This is a genomic window from Achromobacter sp. MFA1 R4, from assembly GCF_900156745.1.
GTDB lineage: Bacteria > Pseudomonadota > Gammaproteobacteria > Burkholderiales > Burkholderiaceae_B > Achromobacter.
Window position 1 is genome coordinate 4,527,665 of sequence record NZ_LT707065.1, and the last position, 15,502, is coordinate 4,543,166.

General features: G+C 67.4%; 15 protein-coding genes. 6 read left to right on the forward strand and 9 right to left on the reverse strand.

Features of this window, described 5'->3' with window-relative positions; genetic code table 11:
* Positions 1-47: 47 nt before the first annotated feature.
* A complete protein-coding gene (locus tag BXA00_RS20780) occupies positions 48-1,049 on the reverse strand; it encodes a tripartite tricarboxylate transporter substrate binding protein (protein WP_076522040.1) in 1,002 nt (333 codons plus the stop codon).
* Between the two features lie 281 nt (positions 1,050-1,330).
* On the opposite strand from BXA00_RS20780, the gene BXA00_RS20785 reads away from it, so the two are divergent.
* The 5 genes from BXA00_RS20785 (at position 1,331) to garL (ending at position 6,994) form a co-directional block, all read left to right on the forward strand.
* Positions 1,331-2,260 carry a dihydrodipicolinate synthase family protein gene (locus BXA00_RS20785; protein ID WP_076520316.1) on the forward strand — a complete coding sequence of 310 codons (930 nt, stop codon included), beginning with the start codon at positions 1,331-1,333 and terminating at the stop codon, positions 2,258-2,260.
* 188 nt (positions 2,261-2,448) lie between these two features.
* Positions 2,449-3,165: a FadR/GntR family transcriptional regulator gene (locus BXA00_RS20790; RefSeq protein ID WP_076522041.1), complete on the forward strand. Its 717-nt coding sequence runs from the start codon at positions 2,449-2,451 to the stop codon at positions 3,163-3,165.
* 48 nt (positions 3,166-3,213) lie between these two features.
* Positions 3,214-4,326, forward strand: a complete 1,113-nt coding sequence (locus tag BXA00_RS20795) for an Ldh family oxidoreductase (RefSeq protein ID WP_076520317.1) — start codon at positions 3,214-3,216, stop codon at positions 4,324-4,326.
* Positions 4,327-4,397: 71 nt separating this feature from the next.
* A complete protein-coding gene (gene araD / locus BXA00_RS20800; RefSeq protein WP_076520318.1) occupies positions 4,398-6,143 on the forward strand; it encodes an L-arabinonate dehydratase in 1,746 nt (581 codons plus the stop codon).
* An 83-nt stretch (positions 6,144-6,226) separates the two neighbouring features.
* On the forward strand, positions 6,227-6,994 hold the full coding sequence (garL, locus tag BXA00_RS20805; RefSeq protein WP_076520319.1) for a 2-dehydro-3-deoxyglucarate aldolase: 768 nt from the start codon (positions 6,227-6,229) through the stop codon (positions 6,992-6,994).
* A gap of 105 nt (positions 6,995-7,099) precedes the next feature.
* On the opposite strand, the gene lysA is transcribed toward garL, so the two are convergent.
* Positions 7,100-8,332 (reverse strand): diaminopimelate decarboxylase, encoded by a 1,233-nt coding sequence (gene lysA / locus BXA00_RS20810; RefSeq protein ID WP_076520320.1) that lies wholly within the window; start codon positions 8,330-8,332, stop codon positions 7,100-7,102.
* A 114-nt stretch (positions 8,333-8,446) separates the two neighbouring features.
* On the opposite strand from lysA, the gene BXA00_RS20815 reads away from it, so the two are divergent.
* Positions 8,447-9,364 (forward strand): LysR family transcriptional regulator, encoded by a 918-nt coding sequence (locus BXA00_RS20815; protein ID WP_076520321.1) that lies wholly within the window; start codon positions 8,447-8,449, stop codon positions 9,362-9,364.
* 125 nt (positions 9,365-9,489) lie between these two features.
* Here BXA00_RS20815 and rpsT read toward each other — a convergent pair whose 3' ends face one another.
* The 7 genes from rpsT to BXA00_RS20850 form a co-directional block, all read right to left on the reverse strand.
* Complete coding sequence (gene rpsT, locus BXA00_RS20820) at positions 9,490-9,753, reverse strand: 30S ribosomal protein S20 (RefSeq protein ID WP_043542310.1); 264 nt, start codon at positions 9,751-9,753, stop codon at positions 9,490-9,492.
* Positions 9,754-10,030: 277 nt separating this feature from the next.
* The gene (locus BXA00_RS20825; protein ID WP_076520322.1) at positions 10,031-10,990 is read right to left on the reverse strand and encodes a FecR domain-containing protein; all 960 of its coding nucleotides are present in this window, start codon (positions 10,988-10,990) and stop codon (positions 10,031-10,033) included.
* Between the two features lie 196 nt (positions 10,991-11,186).
* Positions 11,187-12,746 (reverse strand): murein biosynthesis integral membrane protein MurJ, encoded by a 1,560-nt coding sequence (murJ, locus tag BXA00_RS20830; protein WP_076520323.1) that lies wholly within the window; start codon positions 12,744-12,746, stop codon positions 11,187-11,189.
* A 105-nt stretch (positions 12,747-12,851) separates the two neighbouring features.
* Positions 12,852-13,610, reverse strand: a complete 759-nt coding sequence (locus BXA00_RS20835) for a 3-hydroxyacyl-CoA dehydrogenase (protein WP_076520324.1) — start codon at positions 13,608-13,610, stop codon at positions 12,852-12,854.
* A gap of 134 nt (positions 13,611-13,744) precedes the next feature.
* The gene (adk, locus tag BXA00_RS20840; protein WP_076520325.1) at positions 13,745-14,401 is read right to left on the reverse strand and encodes an adenylate kinase; all 657 of its coding nucleotides are present in this window, start codon (positions 14,399-14,401) and stop codon (positions 13,745-13,747) included.
* Positions 14,402-14,492: 91 nt separating this feature from the next.
* Positions 14,493-15,257 carry a 3-deoxy-manno-octulosonate cytidylyltransferase gene (kdsB, locus tag BXA00_RS20845; RefSeq protein ID WP_076520326.1) on the reverse strand — a complete coding sequence of 255 codons (765 nt, stop codon included), beginning with the start codon at positions 15,255-15,257 and terminating at the stop codon, positions 14,493-14,495.
* On the reverse strand, positions 15,254-15,451 hold the full coding sequence (locus BXA00_RS20850; RefSeq protein ID WP_076520327.1) for a Trm112 family protein: 198 nt from the start codon (positions 15,449-15,451) through the stop codon (positions 15,254-15,256). The genes kdsB and BXA00_RS20850 overlap by 4 nt, the downstream gene beginning before the upstream one ends.
* Positions 15,452-15,502 lie beyond the last annotated feature (51 nt).

Below are 15,502 nucleotides of genomic sequence, written 5' to 3' on the forward strand. Positions count from 1 at the left end.
AGAGCCCGCCGCTCACGCGTTGCGCACGGGCCCGGATCGGCGCCGGGTCAGTCGACCTTGGCGCCGGATTTCTTCACAACGTCGGCCCACTTGACGGTTTCCTGGGCCATGAACTGCTTGAATTGAGCGGGCGTGTTGCCCGATGGCGTCGCGCCCTGGGCCTGGAGCTGTGCGCGCACGGACTCCTGCTGCAAGGCGGCGGCCACGTCGCCCTGGACCTTCTGGACGATGTCCGGCGGCGTGCCGGCCGGGGCCAGCAGGCCGAACCAGCTCGATGCCTCGTACCCCTTCACGCCGGCCTCGGCCATCGTGGGCACGTCGGGCAGCGCCGGCGACCGCTGGGGCGTGGTCACGGCCAGCGGACGCAGCTTGCCGCCTTTGATGAAACCCATGGAAGACGGAAGATTGTCGAAGATCAGGTCGGCCGACCCGGCCATCACATCGGTCAGCGCGGGACTGCTCCCTTTATAGGGAACATGGGTCATGCGCGTGCCGGTCATGCTCTGGAACAGTTCGCCCGACAGGTGCGTGGACGTGCCATTGCCGGTGGACGCCATGTTGACGCTGCCCGGATTGGCTTTCAGGTATTTGATCAGGTCCGCCACGGTGCGGATATCGTGCTTGTCGGCGAACTTGGGGTTGAGCTCCAGGATGTTGGGAACCGGAATCACCAGGGTCACCGGCACGAAATCCTTGACGGGGTCATAGGGCAGCTTGGCGTAGACGGACTGGTTGATGGCGTGCGTGCTGACCGTGCCCATCAGCAGGGTATAGCCGTCGGGGGTGGCGCGGGCGGCTTCGGCCGTCCCGACGTTGCCGCCCGCGCCAGCCTTGTTGTCCACGACCACGGGCTTGTTCCAGCGCTTGCCCAGTTCCGCCGCCACGACGCGCGCGGCAATGTCCGCGGTGCCGCCCGCGGGGAAGTGCACGACGATCCTGACTTCGCGCTCGGGGTAGTCCGCCAGCGCCGGCGCGGCCGGCAGGACAAAGGCGGTGGCCGTCAGCAGGGCGGCCGCAAAGAACCGGCCTCGCACAGGGGCTGCATGCATGGAATTCGTCTCCTCGGTGTGCGCGTGGCCGCGCATCGTTTCTGGGGGTATTCCGCTCCCGGCGTGCCGGGAGCTTGAAGCCGCATGCGGCCCGCGCCTCATGCGACTGGATGCTGCCGATCAACTTGTAAAACAAATATAGGTATTGAGCTATTGCTTGTCAACCAAGTATACTTTTTTCACCCTACTTATCTGACAAGCGCGATCAATCGGATCCATCCGGATTCACCCGCTTTCAACCGCATCCAACCGCTTTCACCCCATCAGCCAGGAGCCCGTCCATGAAAACTTCCCCGGTCACCGTCCAGGACCTGCAGCGTTCGGTCATCGCCGTGCCGCCCCTGGCGCGCAACGCCGACCTGTCGCTGAACGAGGCGGCCAACAAGACGCTGCTGGGCCACCTGGAAGCGGGCGGCGTGCGCAACGTCATGTACGGCGGCAACGCCAACTTCTACAACGTGGGCGTGAGCGAATACGCGCGCATCGTGGACATGCTGGCCGGCCTGGCGGGCGCGGACACGTGGATCCTGCCTTCGGTCGGCCCCGACTACGGCAAGATGATGGACCAGGCCGCGATCCTGCGTTCGCGCGCCTTCCCGACGGCGATGCTGCTGCCCATGTCCTTTCCGTACACCGACGCCGGGCTGGCCGATGGCGTGCGCCGCTTCACGGATGCATTGGGCAAGCCGGCCGTGGTGTACATCAAGTCGGCCGACTACCTGGCCCCGGAAACCGCGGCGCGCCTCATCGAGGAAGGGCGCCTGGTGGCCTTCAAGTACGCGGTCGTGCGCGACGATCCGGCCGAGGACGCCTACCTGTCGGCCCTGTTGCAGGCCGTGGATTCGCGCTGGGTCGTGAGCGGCATCGGCGAGCGCCCCGCCGTCGTCCACTACCGCGAATTCGGGCTCAAGAGCTTTACCTCGGGTTCGGTGTGCGTGGCGCCGCGCGGCTCGATGCGACTGCTGCATCTGCTGCGCGAGGGCCGCTACGATGAAGCGGAGGCCGTGCGCGAGCAGTACCTCGGGCTGGAAGATTGCCGCGACAGCATCAGCCCGATTCGCGTGCTGCACGACGCCGTGACGCTGTCCGGCGTGGCGGACATGGGGCCGATGCTGCCGCTCCTGACCGGCATTTCGAGCACCGAGCGCGAGCGTGTCGCGCCCGTGGCACGCGCGCTCGCCGCCTGGGACCGCGAGGCCGCCACGGCCTGAGCCGGCGCGGCGCGGCCTGGCCGCGTCGCGGGCGAGGCGCAATGACGGTACGATGAGCGCCGTCCGCGCGTCGCCGCAGTGCCCAGGGCCTGTTCCCCGCGCGTGGACAGGCCCTACTACCAGGAGGTTACGTGGCTCGACCCAAAGCATCCCCGCAGCCCGCGCCGCACGCGCCCGACGAGCCGGAGCTGCCCGCCGCGCCGGCGCTGGAGCGCGGCCACCGGGTGCGGCTGGCGGACCAGCTTTACGGCCAGATCTTCGAACAGATCGTGTCCGGCGGGCTGAACGTCGGCGACAAGCTGCCGTCCGAAAACGAAATATCCGAACGCCACGGCGTGTCGCGGCCGGTGGTGCGCGAGGCCTTGCTGCGGCTGCGCGCCGATGGCCTCATCACCGCCCACCAGGGCTTGGGCACGTTCGTGAGCCATCAGCCCGCGCCGCGCCTGAAGGCCTTCAACGACGTGCAGAATGTGGGCGCCTATCTGCGTGCCCAGGAAGTCCGCGTGGCGCTCGAAGGCGACGCGGCCCGCCTGGCGGCCCTGCGGCGCACCGACGAACAGCTCGCCAGGATCGCCGAGGCGCATGCGGCCTTTGCCGCCACGCTGGCAAGCGGACAGGTATCCGCGGAAGCGGACCTCGCATTTCACGCCAGCATCGCCGAGGCCAGCGGCAACGACTTCTACCTGGGCGTGCTGGAAAGCATCCATGAATCCATCAGCGGCTTCATGCGGCTCACCCTGAACCTGACGCGCACCGGCTCGCGCCAGCGCGCGCAGCGCGTCGTGGACGAGCATGCCACCATCCTGGACGCCATCCGCGAACAGGACGGCGAGCGCGCGCGCGTCGCCATGCAATTCCATCTGGGCCAGGCCCGGCACAGGCTGGTCGATCGCGACCGAGACTGACGCCGTTGCCGCCGCCCGCCACCCAACAACGACAACAGGAGACAGACAGTGCCAGGGAACGGAGCAAGCGTCACGGCCGTGCCGGTGGAGCAGGTGCGCGAACAGATTTTGCAGGTGCTGATGGCCTGGGGCATGGCCGAGGACCTGGCCCATACGACGGCGGGCCTGATGGCGCGCACGGACCTTCTGGGCATCGATTCGCATGGCATTTCAATGTTGCCCGCGTACGAGGAAAAGTGGCGCGCGGGCACGCTGCGGCTCGATGCGCGCGCCCGCGTGGTGCGCGACGGCGGCGCCAGCGCGTTGATCGACGGCATGGGCGGACTGGGCTATCCGGTTGCCGCCCAGGCCATGAACCTGGCGGTGGACAAGGCGCTGGAACACGGCGTGGGCGCTGTCTCCGTCTGCAATTCGCATCATTTCGGCGCGGCGGGCGTGTACGCGCGTATCGCCGTGGAACGCGGCGTGGTGGGACTGGTCACCAGCAGCGCCAACGGCGTCATCATGGTGCCCACGCGCGGCGCGATGCCGATGCTGGGCACCAACCCCATCGCCTTCGGCGCGCCGGCCGCCTACAACGAACCCTTCGTGCTGGACATGGCCACCACGACCGTGGCGGCCAACAAGGTCAAGGTCTACGACTTCCTGGGCAAGCCCCTGCCGCCGGGCTGGGCGGTGGACGGGCAGGGCACGCCGGTCACCGACTCGAACGCCGCCATGCAATTCATCTTCAAGCATCCCGAAGGCGGGCTCACGCCGCTGGGCGGCACGGCCGCCATGAGCAGCCACAAGGGCTACGGGCTGGCGATGATGGCGCAGATCCTGGGCGGCACGCTCAGCGGCAGCGCGTTCGCGGCCCGGCGCTCGGCCACGCGCCGTCCCGGCGAACCCGACGACGTCGGCCATTTTTTCCTTGCGCTCAATCCCGATGCCTTCCGCGCCTCGGGTTCCTTCGAATCCGACATGGACGACATGATCGACGCGATGCACGACACGCCTCCGGCCGATCCGTCCGAGCCCGTGCTGGTGGCGGGCGAGCCCGAAGCCGCCGAGCGCGCGCGCCGGCTGCGTGAGGGCATCCCGATCTCCGCGGCATTGGCCGAGCGCCTGCGCGGCATCTGCGAGCGCGCCGGCACGCCGTACCTGCTGGATCCCGCCTGATTCGGCGTCTGATTCGGCGTCTTATGGTATGAACATGCATTGACCCCGCCCAAGAGCAGAGGAAACGAGACATGAGCCATTCCGACAAGCGCAAGAAACCCGAAGACCTGCGCAGCCACCGCTGGTATGGCGTGAAGGACCTGCGGTCCTTCGGCCACCGATCGCGCACCGCCCAGATGGGTTATCACCGCTCCGATTACGCCGGCAAGCCGGTCATCGCCATCATCAACACCTGGAGCGACATCAACCCCTGTCACAGCCACTTCAAGCAGCGCGTCGAAGAGGTCAAGCGCGGCATCTGGCAGGCGGGCGGCTTTCCGGTGGAAATGCCGGCCATGAGCCTGTCCGAGCCCTTCCAGAAGCCCACGACCATGCTCTACCGCAACCTGCTCGCCATGGAGACCGAGGAGCTGCTGCGCTCGTATCCGGCCGACGGCTGCGTGCTGATGGGCGGCTGCGACAAGACCACGCCCGCGCTCATCATGGGCGCGGTGTCGATGGACCTGCCCACGATCTTCGTGCCGGCCGGGCCCATGCTGCGCGGCAACTGGAATGGCAACACGCTGGGGTCGGGCTCCGACACCTGGAAGTACTGGGCCGAGTTGCGGGCCGGCAACATCACCGAGGAAGATTGGCAGGGCGTGGAGGACGGCATTGCGCGGTCGCCGGGCCATTGCATGACCATGGGCACGGCGTCCACCATGACGGGCGCGGTCGAGGCCCTCGGCCTGTGCCTGTCGGGCGCCTCGTCGATCCCCGCGCCCGATTCGCGCCACGCGCAGATGGCCAGCCTGACGGGCAAGCGCATCGTCGAGATGGTCTGGGAAGACCTGAAGCCGTCGGACCTGCTGACCGCGGCTTCGTACGACAACGCGGTGCGCACCGTGCTGGCGCTGGCGGGGTCGACCAACGCCGTGGTGCACCTGATCGCGATGGCGCGCCGCAGCGGCTTCGGCCTGGACCTGGATCGTTTCGATCATCTGGCGCGCACCACGCCGGTCCTGGCCAACCTGCGCCCGGCAGGCAAATACCTGATGGAAGACTTCTACTACGCGGGCGGCCTGCGCGCGCTGCTGGCGCAGCTTGGCGACCTGCTGGACACGGCGCAGCGCACGGTGGATGGACGCACGCTGGGCGAGAACATCGCGGGCGCGCGCGTCTTCAATGAAGACGTGATCCGCCCGCGCGCGCAGGCGCTCATCGAACGCGACGGCCTCGCGGTGCTGCGCGGCAATCTCGCGCCCGACGGGGCGGTGATCAAGCCGCCCGCCATGGAAGCGCGCCTGCAGGTGCATACGGGGCGCGCCGTCGTGTTCAAGGACTACAACGACATGGCCGCGCGCATCGACGACCCGGATCTGGACGTGGATGCCGACAGCGTCATCGTGCTGCAGAACGCCGGGCCGCAAGGCGCGCCCGGCATGCCCGAATGGGGGCAGTTGCCGATTCCGCAGAAACTGCTCAAGCAAGGCGTGCGCGACATGGTGCGCATCTCGGATGCGCGCATGAGCGGCACCAGCTACGGCGCCTGTGTGCTGCACGTCGCGCCCGAAGCCTATGTGGGCGGGCCGCTGGCGTTGGTGCGGGACGGCGACCGGATCGCGCTCGACGTGCCCAACCGCCGGCTGGACCTGCTGGTCCCGGACGCGGAACTGGCCGAGCGCCGCGCCGCCTGGCAGGCGCCGCCGCCGCGTTTCGAGCGCGGATATGGCGTCCTGTATCTCAAGCACATCGGCCAGGCGGACACCGGCTGCGACTTCGATTTTCTTCAGTCCGAGGAGCGCGCGGCGCCCGCGGGCGAGCCCGAAATCCACTGACCGGGATGGCCGCACCCCGTCACCGGCGGTCCGGCCATCGCATCAGCGGCACTTTTCCTGTTATTCCTGACAAGAAGGCGGCAATGAACTCCCCTCTACCCAATCGCTTCCGGCAACGCATCCTGGCCCGCGAGCGCCTCATCGGATTCTGGATGTGCATGTCCAGCCACATCACCGCCGAACTCGTCGGGCTGGCGGATTTCGACTGGCTGCTCCTGGATGGCGAGCATTCGCCCAATGAAGTGCCGATGTTCCTGCAACAGCTCCAGGCCCTGCAGGGCAGCGCCAGCGCCGCCGTCGGGCGCCCGTCCTGGAACGACCCGGTCGAGATCAAGCGGCTGCTGGATATCGGGTTCTACAACCTGTTGATTCCCTTCATCGAATCCGAAGAGGACGCGCGCCGTGCGGTGGCCGCCACGCGCTATCCGCCGCAAGGCATGCGCGGCGTCGCGGGCGCGCAGCGCAGCAACCGCTACGGAACGGTGCCCAACTACCTGCAGACGATCAACGACAACATCTGCGTGCTGCTGCAGATCGAAAGCCGGCCGGGGATCGAAGCCGTGGATGAGATCGCCTCGGTCGAAGGCGTGGACGGCGTGTTCATCGGCCCGTCCGACCTGGCCGCGGCGCTGGGCCATATCGGCAATCCGGGCCACCCCGAGGTGCAGGAAACGATCCGTCATCTCTACCAGCGCGTGACGGCGCAGGGCAAGGCCGTGGGCATTCTCGCGCCGGTCCACGCCGATGCGCGCCGCTATCTGGACATGGGCATGCACTTCGTGGCCGTCGGAACCGACCTGGGGGTGTTCAAGCAGGCCACCTTCGCATTGCGCGAGGCGTTTCCGACCTAGCATGCCGCCTGCCATGGCCCGCGCTGTGGCGGGCGCTGGGGGCAGGCCCTGCGCCCGGCCGGACATTCGACGTGTCCGGCCTTCGGGGCAAGGCGATCGGACGCCTCAGGCTTCCAGCGCCAGCAATTCGGCAATGGTCTGGCGGCGGCGGATCAGCCGCGCCTCGCCCTTGTCCAGCAGCACCTCCGGCGCCAGCGGCCGGCTGTTGTAGTTCGAGGACATCGACGAGCCGTAGGCGCCCGCGTTGTGAAACACCATGAAGTCGCCGATGCGCGGGCGCGGCAGCAATTGGTCGGACATGACGCCGCCTTCATTCTGGGTGAACACGTCGCCGGACTCGCACAGCGGGCCGGCCACCGCGATGCGCGTCTCGGGCGCGTCCTGCGGGGCGCTGCCGTCCGGCGCATGCACCGAAATCCTGTGATAGCTGCCATACATGGCCGGCCGCATCAGGTCATTGAAGCCGGCATCGACCAGCGCAAAGTCGCGCTCCGGCCGCCGGTTGATCGCATGCACTTCGGCGACGAGCGCGCCGGATTCGGCGATGAGAAAGCGCCCCGGTTCGATCTCCAGCCGGATGGTGTGGCCAAGATACTGCGCGATGCGCTGGCGTGCGGCATCCCATTGCTCGAAGTAGTGGTCGCAATCGATGCGCGGTTCGCCGTCGCGGTACGGAATCGACAGGCCGCCGCCCGCGGAAATGGCTTCGATGTCGTGGTCCAGCGACTTCACCACGTCCACCATCGCATCGCACACGCTGGACAGGTGGCCGTAGTCGACGCCCGACCCGATGTGCATGTGCACGCCGACCAGCTTGAGCCCGTGGCGCCGGACGATGGCGACCGCCTCGGTCACGTCCCCGATCCAGATGCCGTGCTTGCTTTGCGGGCCGCCGGTGTTGGTCTTGTTGCTGTGGCCGTGCCCGAAGCCCGGGTTGATGCGCAGCCAGACGCGATGGCCGGGCGAGGCCTGGCCCACGCGCGACAGCATGTCCAGGGACCCCGCGTTCACGGTGATGCCGTGCTTGAGCGCGGTCGCCAGCGTGACGTGGTCGATGAGGTCGGCCGTGAAGACGATGCCTTCCGGCTCGCTGCGCGGGTCGAAACCGGCGGCCAGGCTGCGCTCGATTTCGCCAAGCGACACCGCATCCACCACCACGCCTTCCGCGCGCATCAGGCGCAGGATGTGCAGGTTTGAGCACGCCTTCTGGGCGTAGCGGATCGTGTCGAAGCGGCGCAGTTGCGCGATGCGTTCGCGGATGACGGCGGCGTCGTACACCCAGAGCGGCGTGCCATGTTCGGCGGCAAGTTGGGTGAGTTGGCGCGGATCGAAAGCCATGGCGTGTCGGAACCTTGAGGAAATGGAAGCAAAGGCGGCATGATGCCTAAATCAGGTCATCCAGTAAAATGCTTTGATTTTCCAGATCCATTCATTCCTGATATGGGGCGAGCGATGCTGACGCATCGACACATCGAAGTCTTCCGCGCGGTGATGATCACTGGCAGCGTGACCAAGGCGGCCGACCTGCTCAGCACCTCGCAGCCAACCGTGAGCCGCGAACTGGCCCGCATGGAGCAGACCATCGGCTTTGCGTTGTTCGAGCGCATCGCGGGGCGCCTGCGGCCCACGATGCCGGCGCTGGCGCTCTTTGAAGAGGTGCGGCAGTCCTACGCCGGCCTGGAGCGGGTGGCGTCCGCCGCGGTTCGCCTAAGAGCTTTCCGAGAAGGGCAATTGTCGGTGATCACCTTGCCCGCGTTTTCCCATTCCATCCTGCCCGATGCGTTCCGGCGCTTCCATGGCCGTCATCCCGGCGTGAGCCTGTCCGTGGAAACACAGGAATCGCCGCTGCTGGAAGAATGGCTGACCGCGCAGCGCTATGACCTGGGCCTCACCGAGCACGACACGGCGCCCGCAGGCACGCGGCTGGAATTGCTGCTGGAGGTGGACGAGGTCTGCGTGCTGCCGGACGGCCATCCGCTCCTGGCCCGGAAGGCGCTGGACCTGCAGGATTTCGAAGGCCAGGCCTTCGTCAGTCTGTCCGCCAGCGACCCTTACCGCATCCAGATCGACGAAGCCTTCGGTCAGGCGGGCGTGCTGCCCCGATCCATCGTCGAAACCCCCACCGCGGTGTCCGTCTGCACGTTCGTGCGCCAGGGACTCGGGCTGGCCATCGTGAATCCGCTCACGGCGCTGGACTTTGCCGGGCGCGGGCTGCACATCCGGCCGTTGACGCGGTCGTTTCCGTTTCGCGTCAACGTGGTGTTTCCGGAACACCGGCCAGGCAATCCGCCCGTCGTCGCCTTCATGGCCTCGCTGCGCGAAGCCGCCGCCGCCATCGAAGCCAGGCTCGCGGCAGAGGAAGGTACGTAGCGGAATGGGCAGGGCGGGCGCCGATGGTGCGCCCGCAGCGCGCAGACAGCAAAAAAGGATGCCCGTGGGCATCCTTCTTCATTTGCCGTATTCGTGACGCCCCGAAAGCGGGGCGGCAGAATGGCTTAGGCCAGCGCCTTGATGGCGGCAGCCAGGCGGCTCTTGTGGCGAGCGGCCTTGTTCTTGTGGATGATGTTCTTGTCGGCCACGCGATCGATCACGCTGGTGGCCTTCTGGAACACTTCGCCAGCCGCAGCCTTATCGCCAGCGGCGATGGATTGGCGAACGCGCTTGATGGCGGTGCGCAGCATCGAGCGCAGGCTGGAATTGTGCTTGTTGCGCTCAACGGATTGGCGAGCGCGCTTGCGGGCTTGGGCGGTATTGGCCATGTTGCTTTGTAAGTTGAATTCGGCAAAGTCGAACATTGTAGCAAGTCCCGAGGGGAATGCAAGCTTTTAATGTTGCTTTGACCGATGGAGCGCCCGTCAACCGGGCGGGAGGGCGCTGCTGGGAAGAATTCCCGGGTTGGAGAACCCTTGCGTCTGATCCTCTTGAAACCTTGAGGAAAGTGCGCGGCGCCTACTGGGTAAAAACACTGGATAAAAACACCGTGCGGATTATACAACGGAAGCGGGCCCGGCGGGATGCCGCCCCGCGTTGCCGTTGTCAGGCGGCGACGTTGATCGACACGAACCAGGGCGTAAACCGGCGCACCTGGATGGGCATCTGGTCCTGCAGGCTGTCCAGCGCGGCGTCGGTGTCGTCAAGCGGGAAATGGCCGGACACGGGCAGTCCGCCGGCCGCCATGGAGACGCGCAGCGAGCCGCTGCGGTAGGGGCGCAAGGCGGCGACGACCTCGGCCAGCGGACGGCCGCGGGCTTCGACCCAGCCGGATTCCCAGGCGGCCTCGGCCATGAGTTCGGCGCGCGGGGTGTCCATCCGGGCGTTGTCGAAGCGGGCGCCGGTGCCGGCGCGCACGGTGCCGTGGGCGCCCGACATGGTCTCGACCTCGACTTCGTGTTCGTGGACCACCACCACCGTGCGCTGGGCCTGCTGGCGCACCATGTAGCGCGTGCCCAGGGCACGTACCGTGCCCTGCGCGGTCTGGACCAGGAAGGGGCGCCGGGCGTCGGGCGCCACGGACACCGTGACCGCGCCGTCGAGCAGCCGGACCTGCCTGTATGCGGGCGTGAAATCGAGGTTGACGCGGCTGCGGGCGTCCAGCAACAGTTGGCTGCCGTCCGACAGCAGGTAGCGGCGGCGTTCTCCCGTGGCGGTGGCGGCGTCGGCGGCCACGTTGTTCAGGGGGTAGAAGGCATTGCCGACATAGGCGGCGCAGGCGCCGGTACCGACGAGCGCAAGCGTGCCTGCCAGGAAACGGCGGCGCGGGGGCACGAGGGTCGGCGCAGGAGGGATCAACGGTTGGGGGGCACCCCCCCCGCTGCCGGTGGCGTAGGCGTCGCCAAGCCGGCCGAACGACGATCCTGCCAGAGTGCCGGTCAATTGCTGCCAGGCGTTCTCATGGACAGGATCGGCCGCTCGCCAAGCCAGAAAGTCGTTGTAGTCTTGGGCCGTCGCCTTGCCGGAGCGCAGCAGCAGCAGCCAATTGATCACCTGGTCCGCCATGGGTTGTCCTTGGGCGTACTTCACTTCATGTTCCCGCAGGCCGGGGGCCGCGGGGGGGTCCTCTCAGTGGCAATTTTTAAATAATAAAGGTTTTTTACCAAAGATTACGGCCCGGTTGTCAATTCTTGACGAAATTAATGCGAAAAGCCGGCGTTTGGCCGGCTTTTCAAGCGGAATGTAAGCCGAACGGGCGGAATTACTGCTTTGGACGTCGCCCGAAGTCCCTGGGGCGAAATCCAAACAGTAACAACAATCCGAAGTACACGACGCCGCTGGCGGCCAGCACGCCGGCCAGCAGGGCCGCGCGCTGGGCGGCGTGCGCCTGCAGCGCAATCCAGTCGATCCGCGAGTCCGCGTACCACAGCAGCGCGGCCAGCCCCGCCAGGGCAGGTACCAGGCGCAGGGTGAACGCCAGCCACCCGGCCTGGGGCACATAGACCGCGCGGCGGCGCAGCCCGATCAGCAAGGCCAGCGCGTTCAGGCAGGCGCCCAGGCCGATGGCCAGGGCGAGCCCCGCGTGGGCCAGGACCGGCACCAGCGCCAGGTTCAGCAACTGCGTCACCACGAGCACCATGATGGCGATCTTCACCGGCGTGCGGATGTCCTGTTTGGCGTAGAACCCGGGCGCCAGGATCTTGACCGACAGCAGGCCGATCAGGCCGGCGGAATACGAAATGACGGCCAGCCGCGTCTGCAGCACGTCCTGCGCGTTGAAGGCGCCATAGTGGAACAGCGTGGCGACCAGTCCATCGGACAGCATGGCCAGCCCGACCGCGGCGGGCAGGCCCAGCAGCAGCACCAGGCGCAGGCCCCAATCCAGCAGCGCGCTGTACCCGCCATGGTCGTCTCGCGCGTGCGCCGCGGACAGGCTGGGCAGCAGGACCGTGCCCAGCGCTACGCCCAGCAGCGCGGTGGGAAATTCCATCAGGCGGTCGGCGAACGATAGCCAGGTGACGCTGCCCGGCGTGAGCCAGGTCGCGATGTTGGTGTTGATGAGCAGGGATATCTGCGCCACGGACACGCCCAGCGTGGCGGGTGCCATCTGCTTGAGGATGCGCTGCACGGTGGGGTCGGCCCAGGCCTGGCCGAAGCGCAGCGAAAAACGCGGGGTCAGGCCCAGGCGCGCCAGGGCCGCCCATTGCACCGCCAATTGGGCCACGCCGCCTATCATGACGCCGATGGCCAGGGCATAGACCGGCACGTCCATGCGCGGCGCAAGCCAGATGCAGGCGCCGATCATGGACAGATTCAGCAGCACCGGCGTGAATGCGGGGACGGCGAAGCGGCGCCAGGTGTTGAGCACGCCGGACGCGAAGGCTATCAGGGACATGCAGAGGATGTAGGGAAACATCATTCGCGTCATCCAGACCGCCGCGCCGAATTCGGTGTCGCGCGCCGCGCCGCGCAGGCCGCTGGCCATGGCCGACACCACCCAGGGCGCCGCGACGATGCCGATCAGCGTGACTAGCATCAGGGCGGCGGTCAGCAGCAGGGCCACGCGGTCGAGCAGCGTGCGCACTTCCTCTTCGGATCGGTTGTTGCGCGCGGCGCCCAGGATGGGCACGAAGGCCTGGGCAAAGGCGCCCTCGGCAAACAGGCGCCGCAGCAGGTTGGGAATGCGGAAGGCAACCCAGAAGGCGTCGGTAATGGGGCCGGCGCCAAACGCGCGGGCCACCAGGATGTCGCGGACCAAGCCGGAAATGCGGGACAGCAACGTGAAGCTGCTGACCGTGGCCGCCGAACGAAACAGGCTCATGGATGTACTACTGGAGAAAAGGCGGGCCGGGTCGCCGCGACCAGGGGGACGGAATGCCGGCCGCCCGAAAGGCGGCCCACGACGTGGGCCGGCCTCGGACCTGCATTACTTGGGCGGCATGCGGATGGCGCCGTCCAGACGGATCGTTTCGCCGTTGAGCATGTCATTGGTGATGATGCTGTGGACCAGCTTGGCGTAGTCTTCCGGGCGGCCCAGGCGCGCGGGGAAGGGGATGCTGGCAGCCAGCGAGTCCTGCACTTCTTGCGGCATGCCGAAGATCATCGGCGTGCCGAAGATGCCCGGGGCGATGGTCATGCAGCGGATGCCGGTCTTGGCCAGATCGCGCGCGATGGGCAGCGTCATGCCGGCCACGCCCGCCTTGGAGGCGGCATAGGCCGCCTGGCCGATCTGGCCGTCGAAAGCGGCGACCGACGCGGTGTTGATCATTACGCCGCGTTCGCCGGTGGGCTCGGGCGCATTGGCGCTCATGGCCTCGGCGGCCAGGCGCATCATGTTGAAGCTGCCGATCAGGTTGATCGACACGACCTTCTGGAACAGGTCCAGGGAATGCGCGCCATTTTTGCCGACGATCTTCGCGGCGGGTGCGACGCCCGCGCAGTTGACCAGGCCGAACAGCGAACCGAGTTCCAGGGCGGCGGCCACGACCTTCTTGCCGTCCGCTTCCTGCGTCACGTCGCAATGCACGTAGCGCTGGCCGAGTTCCTTGGCCAGGGCTTCGCCCGGCTCGTCCTGCAGGTCGGCAATGACGACCTTGGCGCCATTTTCGACCAGCATGCGCGCGGTGCCGGCGCCCAGGCCGGATGCGCCGCCGGTAACGATGAATACCTTGTTCGCGATTTCCATGTGTGTACCACCAGATCAGTTCAAGGGAAGGAGGGCGGCGCGCCGGGCGCCGGATGCGACAAGGCCTTCGGGCCGGGGCCGGAACGCGGTGCGTCCGGCCGGCGCCGAAGGCCTGTGGGCCATCGAGGCGCCGATCAGCTTTGAACGGCTTCGAACAGGCGCGTCTTGATTTCGTCGACCGCGCCCACGCCCGAGATCTTGCGGTACTTCGGGGCGGCGGCGGAGTCCTGCTGCGCCCAGGCCGAGTAGTAGTCGACCAGGGGGCGCGTCTGCTCGCGGTACACCGACAGGCGGTGGCGCACGGTTTCCTCGCGGTCGTCGTCGCGCTGGATCAGGTCTTCGCCGGTGACGTCGTCTTTGCCTTCGGTCTTGGGCGGGTTGAAGCGCACGTGGTAGCTGCGGCCGCTGGGCTGGTGCACGCGGCGTCCGCTCATGCGTTCGATGATGTCTTCTTCAGGCACGGCGATTTCCACGACGTAGTCCAGCTTGACGCCGGCGCTCTTGAGCGCGTCGGCCTGCGGGATGGTGCGGGGAAAGCCGTCGAAGAGGTAGCCGTTGGCGCAGTCGGGCTGCTTCAGGCGGTCTTGCACCAGGCCGATGATGATCTCGTCGGAAACCAGGCCGCCGGCGTCCATGACCTTCTTGGCTTCAATACCCAGCGGGGTGCCCGCCTTCACCGCGGCGCGCAGCATGTCGCCGGTGGAGATCTGGGGAATGCCGAAGTGCTGCGTAAGAAACGCGGCCTGGGTGCCTTTGCCGGCGCCGGGGGGTCCGAGCAAGATGAGACGCATGAGTGCTCCTGAAGGGGTTTATTTTTTGTGATCCGGGGGATTATGCCGCAACGCAGCAGCCAATGCGGGGCTGCGCCATGCGAAATAACCCTTATATCGGTTTGCTGTAGATCAAGCGGACGCGCTCCAGGTCCGCCGGGGTATCTACCCCGCCGGCAGGAGGCGTCGACGCCCGGTGTACGACGATGGTGTGACCGTGTTCCATGGCGCGCAGCTGCTCGAGCGATTCGAACCGTTCCAGCGCGCCTTGCGGCAAGGTCGGAAAGCGGCGCAGGAACGACGCGCGGTAGGCGTAAAGGCCGATGTGGTGCCAGGCGGGCAGGCCCTGCGCCAGCACGCGTTCGCCGCCAGCCAGCGCATCGCGCGCCCAGGGGATGGGTGCGCGCGAAAAATACAGCGCGCGGTCGTCGGCGGCGCACACCAGCTTGACGACGTTGGGATTGAAGAGCGCCTCGGCGTCGGCCAACGGGCACGCGCAGGTGGCGATGTCTGCCTGAGGGTAGGCCTGCAGCTTGGCAGCCACGGCATCGATGAGCTCGGGCTCGATCAGGGGCTCGTCGCCTTGCACGTTGACGACGATCGCGTCGTCCGGAAGGCCGAGCTGCTCGACCGCTTCCGCCAGCCGGTCGGTGCCCGTGGGATGGTCGCCGCGGGTCATGAGCGCGTGCAGGCCATGCGCCTGGGCGGCCTGCTGGACGCGGACATCATCGGTGGCGATGTGGATCTGCGAGGCGCGCGACAGCGCGGCACGGTCGGCGGTGCGCACGACCATGGGCTTGCCTGCGATGTCGGCCAGCGGCTTGTCGGGCAGGCGGGTCGAGGCGGTACGCGCCGGGATGATGGCGATGAAGCTCACGATGCGGCGTTCAGCGGGGGGGCTGCGGCGTCGTCCAGCGCGCGCGCTTCCGACTCCAGCATGACCGGGATGCCGTCGCGCACGGGGAAGGCCAGCCGGTCTGCACGGCAGATCAGTTCGGCCTGTTGCCGGTCGTGTTCTAGGCGGCCCTTGCACAAGGGGCAAACGAGGATGTCGAGAAGGCGGGATTCCATGACCGCGATTCTAAAACAGTTTTGCGCCTGGACAGCGCCCCGCGCGCGGGC

What these genes read in the sequence shown, in the direction of transcription:
- BXA00_RS20780 (WP_076522040.1), bottom strand. Translation starts at nt 1,049, where the DNA reads ATGCATGCAGCCCCTGTGCGAGGCCGGTTCTTTGCGGCCGCCCTGCTG.
- BXA00_RS20785 (WP_076520316.1), top strand. Translation starts at nt 1,331, where the DNA reads ATGAAAACTTCCCCGGTCACCGTCCAGGACCTGCAGCGTTCGGTCATC.
- araD (WP_076520318.1), top strand. Translation starts at nt 4,398, where the DNA reads ATGAGCCATTCCGACAAGCGCAAGAAACCCGAAGACCTGCGCAGCCAC.
- garL (WP_076520319.1), top strand. Translation starts at nt 6,227, where the DNA reads ATGAACTCCCCTCTACCCAATCGCTTCCGGCAACGCATCCTGGCCCGC.
- lysA (WP_076520320.1), bottom strand. Translation starts at nt 8,332, where the DNA reads ATGGCTTTCGATCCGCGCCAACTCACCCAACTTGCCGCCGAACATGGC.
- BXA00_RS20815 (WP_076520321.1), top strand. Translation starts at nt 8,447, where the DNA reads ATGCTGACGCATCGACACATCGAAGTCTTCCGCGCGGTGATGATCACT.
- rpsT (WP_043542310.1), bottom strand. Translation starts at nt 9,753, where the DNA reads ATGGCCAATACCGCCCAAGCCCGCAAGCGCGCTCGCCAATCCGTTGAG.
- BXA00_RS20825 (WP_076520322.1), bottom strand. Translation starts at nt 10,990, where the DNA reads ATGGCGGACCAGGTGATCAATTGGCTGCTGCTGCTGCGCTCCGGCAAG.
- murJ (WP_076520323.1), bottom strand. Translation starts at nt 12,746, where the DNA reads ATGAGCCTGTTTCGTTCGGCGGCCACGGTCAGCAGCTTCACGTTGCTG.
- BXA00_RS20835 (WP_076520324.1), bottom strand. Translation starts at nt 13,610, where the DNA reads ATGGAAATCGCGAACAAGGTATTCATCGTTACCGGCGGCGCATCCGGC.
- adk (WP_076520325.1), bottom strand. Translation starts at nt 14,401, where the DNA reads ATGCGTCTCATCTTGCTCGGACCCCCCGGCGCCGGCAAAGGCACCCAG.
- BXA00_RS20850 (WP_076520327.1), bottom strand. Translation starts at nt 15,451, where the DNA reads ATGGAATCCCGCCTTCTCGACATCCTCGTTTGCCCCTTGTGCAAGGGC.